The 1,160-nt window shown below is 54.3% G+C and carries 1 protein-coding gene; it reads right to left on the bottom strand.

From position 1 onward, the window contains the following. On the bottom strand, positions 1-1,160 hold a 1,160-nt coding region (gene nagB / locus QWZ01_RS23770; RefSeq protein WP_290327860.1), incomplete at both ends, for a glucosamine-6-phosphate deaminase.

Genomic DNA, 1,160 nt, shown 5'->3' with positions numbered 1-1,160 from the left:
TCATGACCCTGGTCAACCAGTCGGATAAAAGTACCGCCCATCGAGATCACATCATCATCCGGGTGCGGTGAAAAGATGATGGAACGTTTTTTGGCCGGCAATGCCCTTTCCGGACGCTGCGAATCATCGGCATCGGGTTTGCCGCCCGGCCAGCCCGTGATGGTATGCTGGATCTGGTTAAAGATATCGATGTTGATATTGTATACCGGCCCCTGTTCTACGGCTAACTGTGCCATACCGTGGTTGTTGTAATCTTCCTCGGTGAGTTTCAGTACCGGTTTGCCGATGGTATCGGCCAGCCAGATCACGGCTTTCTTTTTCAGTACCTTATCATCCCAGGAGCAGTCTTTTACTAACCATGGGGTATCAAAGCGGGTGAGTTCGGATGCCGCGGCTTCGTCCAGTACAAACTCCACACTATCCGATAGCTGCAGGTAAGTGGCCGGTACCTCGCCCGATATTTCACCCTCTACGGCTTTCTTGATGATGGGGGCCTTCTTTTTGCTCCAGGCCATCAGGATGATCTCCCGGGCCTTGAAGATGGTACCGATACCCATGGTGATGGCCTTGGTGGGTACATTGGCCTTGCCGCCAAAATCACGCGAGGCATCATTACGGGTCAGGTCATCCAAAGTGACCAGCCTGGTTCCGGAGTTGGGGGCCGAGCCCGGCTCGTTGAAGCCGATGTGGCCCGTACGGCCGATCCCCAGGATCTGCAGGTCGAGCCCGCCCAGTTCCTCGATCTGGTGTTCGTAGTTCAGGCAGAACGCTGCCACGGCATCCTGGTCAAGCGTGCCATCGGGTATATGTACATTGGCCTTATCGATATCTACATGGCTGAACAGGTTCTCGTACATGAAGGTTACGTAGCTCTGGGCTGCATCGGGTTTCATGGGGTAGTACTCGTCCAGGTTGAAAGTGATCACGTTGCTGAAAGACAGCCCTTCTTCACGGTGCAAACGAACCAGTTCGGCATATACACCGATGGGGGTTACGCCTGTTGCCAAACCCAGCACGGCCTTTTCGCCTTTGCTTTGTTTGCCGCGGATCAGTGCCGCTATCCGTTGTGCTACCGCTAATGACGCTTCCTGCTGGGTGCTGTATACGCTTACCGGCAGCTTCTCGTACCGGGTCTCTTCCAATAAATTTAATCGGGCCAT

It is taken from the genome of Mucilaginibacter aquaedulcis, from assembly GCF_030409325.1.
GTDB lineage: Bacteria > Bacteroidota > Bacteroidia > Sphingobacteriales > Sphingobacteriaceae > Mucilaginibacter > Mucilaginibacter aquaedulcis.
This window is presented reverse-complemented; position numbering and strand designations above follow the sequence as displayed.